Raw genomic sequence first — 7878 nt, 5'->3', positions numbered from 1 at the left:
GCCGTACGGACGCTGCTGCGCTGGGGGGGCGATAACCCCGAACGCGAAGGGTTGCTGGACACCCCGAAGCGCGTGGTGAAAGCCTATGAGGAATGGTTCAACGGCTACAGCATCGACCCCGACGCCTACCTCAGCCGCACGTTTGGCGAAGTGGGCGACTACGACGGCATGGTGGTGCTCAACGACATCAGCTTTGAAAGCCATTGCGAACACCACCTTGCGCCGATCATCGGCAAGGTGCACGTCGGGTATTTACCCAAAGACCGCGTAGTGGGGATCAGCAAGCTGGCGCGGGTGGTGGATGCCTATGCACGGCGCTTTCAGGTGCAGGAAAAAATGACCGCCGAAATTGCCGACTGCATCCAGCGTGTGCTGCAGCCGCATGGCGTGGGTGTGGTGGCGGTGGGCTCGCACGAGTGCATGACCACGCGCGGCGTGCATAAGCGCGGGGTGAATATGGTCACCAGCAAGATGATCGGCAGCTTCCGCGACGACGCCCGCACCCGCACCGAGTTCCTACAGTTTATCGATGTGCGTCTCGGGCGGTAATTTAGTGCGCGCGCTCTAATTTGATCCGGATAATAATGGCTCCCGATATACGCGAGAGCTTGGTATGATCGACCCCGCACAGCGCTGCACTGCGTTTAGCGGCCCGCTGCGTATCGCCAGTGGCGAACTACGCCATGTGGCGATGAAGGCCAAGCAGGCGTTCGATGCCTATCCAACGCGGGCGGTGTTGATTTTCAATGACGCCGACGCCAAGCCGGTGGAGTTGCCGCTGGAACTTCCCGCCGCAGATTTACTGGCATGGTTAGCGCAGCCGCAGCCGAGCAGTGACACCGCATCAAGCGTGCGGCGCAAGCCGGGCCGCCCCAAGCTGGGCGTGGTGCCGCGCGAAGTGACCTTGTTGCCGCGCCATTGGGATTGGCTGGCGGCGCAGCCGGGTGGCGCGTCGGTGGCACTGCGCAAGCTGGTGGACGATGCGCGCAAAGTCACCGCCGGTGACGACCGCCGCCGCGCAGCACAGGAAGCGACCTACCGTTTCTTGCACGCCATGGCAGGCAATGCGGCGCATTTTGAAGAGGCCTCGCGCGCGCTGTTTGCCGGTGATTTCGGCGGCTTTCAAGCGGGTATTGCGGAATGGCCAGAAGACGTCCGCGAGCATGCCGAGTGGCTGGCCACGGACGCCTTCGTCGCCTGAAACAGCGGTTTAGCCGCAGGTGATCTTTTCGATCTTGCCGTTGGCATCTTCCAGCACGTTCACGCGGTCGCCGCGGAAGTCCATGGTCATCGGCTGACCCGGCTTGAGCGTGCGTAAGGTAGCTGCGCCGCTGGCTTTGCGCGCCGCTTCAAAATTGTCCTGCGTGGCCGCTTGGCCCACGAGCGACTGTGCCGCGTCGGCATTGCAGGCGCTGGCGGGCATGTGCGCAGCGGGAGCATCTGCCGCTGGGGGCGGAGCAGCGCAGGCAGCGAGAACCACCGTCGCAGATAGGGCAAGTGCGCGTAAAGACATGGGGCAGACTCCTTATTCAGTGATGGCGGCAGCATAACGAAGGGAAATGAACCTAACGTGCATGGCTTTCGGCATGGGGGGAAACCGCCGCCGAACGGTAGGATTCACCTTCGATCTTGCCACTTTGGAGCCTTCATGAAGCGCCGCCTGCTGCCCCTCGCCCTATCGTCCCTGTTGTTTGCTGGGGGCGCTGTCGCCCAAGTTTCGCCATCGGTACCCGCGCCGCAGGACGTGCCGTATGCCCCGGGCGTCATCAAGGTGGAAGTGGATGCCACCAATTTGGCGCAGCGCATCTTCAAGATCAAACAAACCATTCCGGTGCAAAGCGGCCCGCTGACCCTGCAATACCCGCGCTGGGTGCCGGGTGGGCATTCGCCGCGCAATTCGCTGGACGATATCGCCGGCCTCACCTTCACTGCCAACGGCCAAAAGCTGGACTGGAAGCGCGACACATTGCAGGTGGGTGCATTCCACCTGACCATTCCCGCGGGCGTTACCGAGATTACCGCGCAGTTCGACCTGCTCACCGCCACCGGCCCCGGCCAAGGGCGCGTGGTGATGACGCCGAATATGCTCAATATCCAGTTTATTTCCACCTCGCTGTACCCGGCTGGGCACTACATGCACCAGATCATGGTGGATCCGCGCGTTACCTACCCCACCGGTTGGACCGCGTTCACCGCTCTGCATGAGGACGGCCGCAGCGGCGACACGGTCGATTACGAAAATGTGCCTTACGACATCTTCGTGGACTCGCCGGTGTACGCCGGGCGCTACGCGAAAAATATCGACCTCACCCCGAAAGGCAGCCAAGTTCCGGTGAAGCTGGGCGTGGTGGCCGATGCGGCGAAATACCTAGAAACCAAGCCTAAGCAGGTGGAGATCCACAAGGCACTGGTGGAGCAGGCGTTGAAGTTGTACGGCGCGCAGCATTATGACCACTACCAATTTCTGTTCTCACTCTCCGATCAGATGGGCGGCAACGGCTTAGAGCACCAGCGTTCCAGTGAAAACGGTGTGGGCACCGACTACTTCACCGGCTGGAATGAGAAAACGGGTTTCAGCGACCTGTTGGCGCACGAATACACCCATAGCTGGAACGGCAAATACCGTCGCGGCAAAGATCTATGGGTTCCCACGCTCAACACGCCCATGCAGGACAGCTTGCTGTGGGTGTATGAAGGCCAGACCCAGTACTGGGGCAATGTGCTGGCGGCGCGCAGTGGCATGCGCCCGTTACCGGCCTCGATCGACGCCCTGGCCTTGGTAGCCGCGACCTATGCGGAGAATCGCCCCGGTCTGAGCTGGCGCGGCATTCAAGACACCACCAACGATCCGATCGTGGTGGGGCGTGCGCCGCGTGCGTATCTGAACTATCAGATGAGTGAAGACTACTATCGCGGCGGGCAGATGATTTGGTTGGAAGCCGATGCCTTGATTCGCAGCAAGACGGGTGGCAAAAAATCGCTGGACGATTTCGCCAAGGCGTTCTTTGGCGTCAATGACGGCGAATGGAAGGTGCAAAACCTCTACACCTTCGAAGACGTGGTGGCCGTCCTCAATGGTGTGTTGCCGTATGACTGGACGAGCTTCCTACGCGAACGTCTCGATGGCAAAAAGGGTATTACTGGAGGCATCGAAGAAGCGGGCTGGAAGCTGGTGTACAAAGACACGCCGAGCGCCTACGCCAAAGCCGGTGCGCGTTGGGGGGGGGCTGATTTCGTGTATTCACTGGGTCTAACCATCGGCAAAGACGGCAGCATCTCCGACGTGCGCTGGGATAGCCCCGCCTTCAATGCGGGTATCGGCAGTGGCACCAGCGTGATCGCCGTCAACGGCCAAGCCTATACCAGCGATTTGCTTGAAGAAGCCGTGAAAGCGAACAAAGACGGCAAAGCGCCCATCGAGCTGATGATCAAGGAGTTCGACCGCTACCGCACCGTCAAGCTCGACTACCGCGGCGGCCTGCGCTACCCGCACCTAGAGCGTATCGAAGGCAAGCCGGACTACCTGACCCCGATTCTGACGGCGAAAAAGTAAACGGCCCGCGCGTTTCACCAGCAAGCCCCGCGAATGCGGGGTTTGCTGTGTGTGGTGTTCGGGCGAGCTAAGTGCAGATGACGTTCAGAATCTCGGGAATGACATGAGGGGCTATTGCGCGAATGATTCGCATCCTCAGTAATCTGATAGACTTGGCAACGGTATTCCGATGCCGAAGCCTTATGTTGACTGACTTGCTCCGCCGTTTTGCGTTGATGTTCCTACTCACCTGCTCGGGAGTGGCACTTGCGGCTGCGCCAAACGAAGATGAAGTGCGACAGGCTTGGCAGTTACTGGATTACATCGCGGTGGATTACGCCGGTGCGGTGGCGGGCGGTAAGGTCATCAATACTGGCGAATACGCAGAAATGCAGGAATTCTCGGCTACCGCGCGGGCGCGTATCGCCGCACTGCCGGACAACCCGCAGCGTGCGGGTTTGCTCAAACAAAGCGAAGCCTTGCTGGCGTTGGTGCAACAACACGCGGCCAGCGACGCGGTGGCACAAGCCGCGCATGCCTTGGCCAATGATCTTTTAGCCGCATACGGCGTTTCTGCCGCACCACAAAAAGTACCGAATTTGAAAGAAGCGGTGGGCGTGTATGCAGCGCAGTGCGCGAGCTGTCATGGCGCGAGTGGTGCTGGAGATGGTGCGGCGGGTGCGCAGCTGGATCCGCCACCGATCGCGTTTACCGATAGCGAACGCGCGGCGCAGCGCAGCCCGCTGGCGTTGTACGAGGCCATCAGCCGCGGTGTGGCGGGCACGGCCATGCCTGCGTTTGCCCAGCTCACCGACGATCAGCGTTGGGCACTGGCGTTTTATGTTGGCGGCATGGCGTTTAATGATCAGCAACGTGCAGAAGGCGAGCACCTGTGGAATTCAGATAAGGCACTGCACGCGGCGCTGCCGTCGCTAGAGGCGTTGTCGCGCAGTAGCCCGGCGCAGTTGGCGCAAACACTGGATGCGCAGCAGGCGCAGGCGATCAGCGCCTTCCTGCGTGCGCAGCCGCAGACGCTCGCAGATGCGGCGGCTGTAAAACCGGCCACACTCACTCTGGCGCGTAGTCAGCTCAAGGCCGCGCTTGAGGCGTATGCGCAGGGAAACCATAAGCAGGCCGCTTCGCTGGCGCTATCGGCGTATTTGGACGGTGTTGAGCCGGTGGAGCCCATGCTGGCGGCGCGCGATGCGGGGCTGCTGCGTGAGATCGAATCGGCGATGGCCGCACTGCGCTCCAATATCGGCAAGCAGGCCGCGCTCACACAAATTCAAAGCGATGCGCAGACGGCCGAAGCATTGTTCGATCGTGCCGATGAAACCCTGCACGCCGCGCGCGGCAACGCCACGGCGGCGTTCTTGGGCAGCTTCACCATTTTGCTGCGCGAAGGCTTAGAAGCGCTGCTGGTAGTGATCGGAATGATCGCTTTTCTGCGTCGTAGTGAGCGCTATGAGGCCTTGCCGTGGGTGCACGCGGGCTGGGTGCTGGCCCTGGTGGCGGGCGGTATTACTTGGGCGGTTGCAACATGGCTGATTGATATCAGCGGCGCGAACCGTGAGCTCACCGAGGGACTGTCGTCGATCTTCGCCGCCGTGGTACTTCTGAGTGTGGGGATTTGGATGCATCAGAAGAGTTTGGCCGGGCGCTGGCAGCAATATCTACATGAAAAAATGTCGGCGGCGCTGGGGCGGCGCTCGATGGTCTTTCTGTTCGTGCTGGCCTTCGTTGCGGTGTATCGCGAAGTGTTTGAAACTATCTTGTTCTATGCCGCGATGTGGACGCCGGAAGACGCCAACGCGATCTTGGGCGGCTTGGCCAGTGGCGTCGCGCTGCTGACGCTGATCGCTTGGGCGCTGCTGCGCCTTGGCATGCGCCTGCCGATCGGCAAATTCTTCAACTGGAGCTCGATCTTGATCGCCGTGCTTGCGGTGGTGCTGGCGGGCAAGGGCGTGGCCGCGCTGCAGGAAGCGGGCTGGGTGAATTTGGGCTTGGTGAACGCGCCGCGTATCGATTGGCTGGGCGTCTTTCCCACATGGCAAACCCTGCTGGCGCAGCTGGTGGTGCTGCTTGTCGCCGTGATTGGGTTCTGGATGAATCAGCGCGGCGATCCGCAAGCCCGCCGCGCCGCGTAGCCGCTTATTCGCGGCCGCAAATCCACGTGCGCTGCACGTGTAGGTCGGCGCTGAGCAGCGCGAAGTCGGCGCGGTAGCCGGGGGCGATATGCCCTAGCTCAGCGTCAAGGCCAATAAACTCCGCTGGGTACTGCGCCGCCATACGGCAGGCTTCATCCAGCGGCAGGCCAAGTAAGTTAACCGTGTTGCGCACCGCGCTGGCCATGTCGAGCGCGCTGCCTGCAAGCGAGCCCGCTGCGTTGCGCACCACGCCATCGACTGCGGTGATGGTTTCACCATACAGATTGAACGATGGGTCATCGCTACCCACCATCGGCATCGCGTCGGTAACCAGCAGCACCTTGCCCTTGGGCTTGGCGGCAATCGCCACTCGTAGGCTTGCGGGGTGCACATGCACACCATCGGCAATCACGCCGACCCAGCTGGCTTCATCTTCCAACGCCGCACCCACCACGCCGGGCTCACGGCCTTGCAGCGGGGTCATCGCGTTGTAGAGATGGGTGAAGCCGGTGATGCCGGCGTCCAGTCCGGCGCGGGTATCCTCGTAGCTACCGGCGGTATGCCCGGCGCAGACGATCGCGCCGCGCGCGACCATCGCCTCGATGGTGGTCACCGGCACGCGTTCGGGGGCAAGGGTAATCACCGTGACCCCGTTATCCAGCGCGGTAACCATCGCGACTTCGTCGGCATCGGGAACGCGGAACTTATCCGCGTTATGCGTGCCCTTGCGCGCCGGGGCGATATACGGGCCTTCCAAATGGATGCCGAGCACGCCCGGTACGCCTTGCGTAATAGCCGCGCGGGTGGCGGCCACCGCGCGCCGCATCACTTCGGCATCATCGCTGATCAAGGTGGGCAGTAGGCCGGTGGTGCCGTATTTACGGTGGCCTTGGGCAATCGTGGCCAGCGCCTGCACGGAGGTATCGTTATTGAACAATACCCCGCCGCCGCCGTTGACCTGCACATCGATAAACCCAGGCACCAGATAGCCGCCCTGCAGGTCGATGTGCTCGCCGGATGCAGGGGGCGCGCCGTGCAAGACAGACACGATATGGCCGTCTTCCACCACCACGCACACATCGGTCTGAAAGCCGTGGTCGGTGAGCACCGCGCCGTTATGAAACACCAAACTGTGGGGGCTGTGCATGATTAAACCGTTTCAGTCACTTTGTTCAAATGCGGCGGTACATCGGGATCATATCCGCGTGCCAGCGAGAGTGCGTTCGCCACCGCATAGAATGCCTGCACCGTCAAAATGGGCGTTGCCGCCGGGTGCGGTGACGTGGGCAGCGGTAGCGTGCCGGGGCCACTGGCTCTAGGGCGCGCCAGCCATACCGGTGCGCCGCGCTTGCGGAATTCGTCCGCAACAGCGGCGGTGCCGTCGCCGGTTTCATCGTCCTGTGCGAAGGCCAAAATGGGGAAGTCGGGGCCAATGATCGCCATCGGGCCGTGTTTCACTTCGGCGGAGGAAAATGCTTCCGCGTGCAGGCCACAAGTTTCTTTGAACTTCAGCGCCGCTTCCTGTGCCGCGCCAAGGCCGAGGCCGCGGCCCAGCACGAAAAGATGTTTGGCAAGACGCAGGCCAGACACCAGATCCGACCAGTTTTCATTCCACGCCGAACGCATCGCATCAGGCAGCGCATCGACAGCAGCCAGCAGTTTGGTATCGCCGCTCCAGTGCGCGGTGAGCTGCAGCAGCGCGGCCAGCGAGCACAGATAGCTCTTGGTGGCGGCCACGCTGTTTTCTGGGCCTGCGTGCAGCGGTAATACGGTGTCGGCGAGCTTGGCCAGTGGCGAGTCGGCCACGTTGACCAGTGCAACAACATGGGCGCCACCCGCCTTGGCGATCTCGGCGTTACGCAGCAGGTCGGGGCTTTTGCCCGACTGCGAAATGGCGACAAACAGTACGTCGTCGAGCTTGGGCTGCACGGCATACACCGAGCCCACCGACGGCGAGGCCGAGGCGGTAATGATCCCCAGCGTGGTTTCAAACAAATACTTGCCATAGGTGGCGGCGTGGTCGGAGCTGCCGCGTGCGCAGGTCAGAATAAAGCGCGGCGGCTTGGCGCGCAGGCGCTCGGCCAGAGCGGTAACGGTGGCGGTATTGGCGGCAAATTGGCGGGCAACAGCGCTGGCCGCTTCGGCGGCTTCAACGTGCATCCAGGTGCTTTCAGGTGTGGGCATAAGAAGTGCATTCAT

At 61.9% G+C, this 7878-nt stretch carries 7 protein-coding genes; 4 read left to right on the top strand and 3 right to left on the bottom strand.

Annotated features, from left to right (window positions below; translation table 11 throughout):
• Both folE and KUL77_RS03310 read left to right on the top strand, forming a co-directional pair.
• Nucleotides 1-549, top strand: a 549-nt coding sequence (folE, locus tag KUL77_RS03315) for a GTP cyclohydrolase I FolE (protein ID WP_297143598.1), incomplete at its 5' end; no start/stop codon positions are given.
• Nucleotides 550-613: 64 nt separating this feature from the next.
• Complete coding sequence (locus KUL77_RS03310) at nucleotides 614-1201, top strand: DUF2239 family protein (RefSeq protein ID WP_297143597.1); 588 nt, start codon at nucleotides 614-616, stop codon at nucleotides 1199-1201.
• 9 nt (nucleotides 1202-1210) lie between these two features.
• Here KUL77_RS03310 and KUL77_RS03305 read toward each other — a convergent pair whose 3' ends face one another.
• A complete protein-coding gene (locus tag KUL77_RS03305) occupies nucleotides 1211-1513 on the bottom strand; it encodes an I78 family peptidase inhibitor (RefSeq protein ID WP_297143594.1) in 303 nt (100 codons plus the stop codon).
• Nucleotides 1514-1648: 135 nt separating this feature from the next.
• Here KUL77_RS03305 and KUL77_RS03300 point away from each other — a divergent pair, with 135 nt between their 5' ends.
• Both KUL77_RS03300 and KUL77_RS03295 read left to right on the top strand, forming a co-directional pair.
• Nucleotides 1649-3553, top strand: a complete 1905-nt coding sequence (locus tag KUL77_RS03300; RefSeq protein ID WP_297143591.1) for a hypothetical protein — start codon at nucleotides 1649-1651, stop codon at nucleotides 3551-3553.
• Between the two features lie 182 nt (nucleotides 3554-3735).
• Nucleotides 3736-5679 (top strand): cytochrome c/FTR1 family iron permease, encoded by a 1944-nt coding sequence (locus KUL77_RS03295; RefSeq protein ID WP_297143588.1) that lies wholly within the window; start codon nucleotides 3736-3738, stop codon nucleotides 5677-5679.
• A gap of 4 nt (nucleotides 5680-5683) precedes the next feature.
• Here the strand turns inward: KUL77_RS03295 and nagA are convergent, their stop codons facing one another.
• Both nagA and KUL77_RS03285 read right to left on the bottom strand, forming a co-directional pair.
• Nucleotides 5684-6826: an N-acetylglucosamine-6-phosphate deacetylase gene (gene nagA / locus KUL77_RS03290; RefSeq protein WP_297143585.1), complete on the bottom strand. Its 1143-nt coding sequence runs from the start codon at nucleotides 6824-6826 to the stop codon at nucleotides 5684-5686.
• A gap of 2 nt (nucleotides 6827-6828) precedes the next feature.
• Nucleotides 6829-7863 (bottom strand): SIS domain-containing protein, encoded by a 1035-nt coding sequence (locus tag KUL77_RS03285; protein ID WP_297143612.1) that lies wholly within the window; start codon nucleotides 7861-7863, stop codon nucleotides 6829-6831.
• Between the last annotated feature and the right edge of the window lie 15 nt (nucleotides 7864-7878).

This window comes from Thermomonas sp. (assembly GCF_019104945.1).
In the GTDB taxonomy this organism is placed as follows: Bacteria; Pseudomonadota; Gammaproteobacteria; order Xanthomonadales; family Xanthomonadaceae; genus Thermomonas.
The sequence above is the reverse complement of the archived record's forward strand: the minus strand, read 5'-3'. Positions and strand labels throughout refer to the sequence as shown.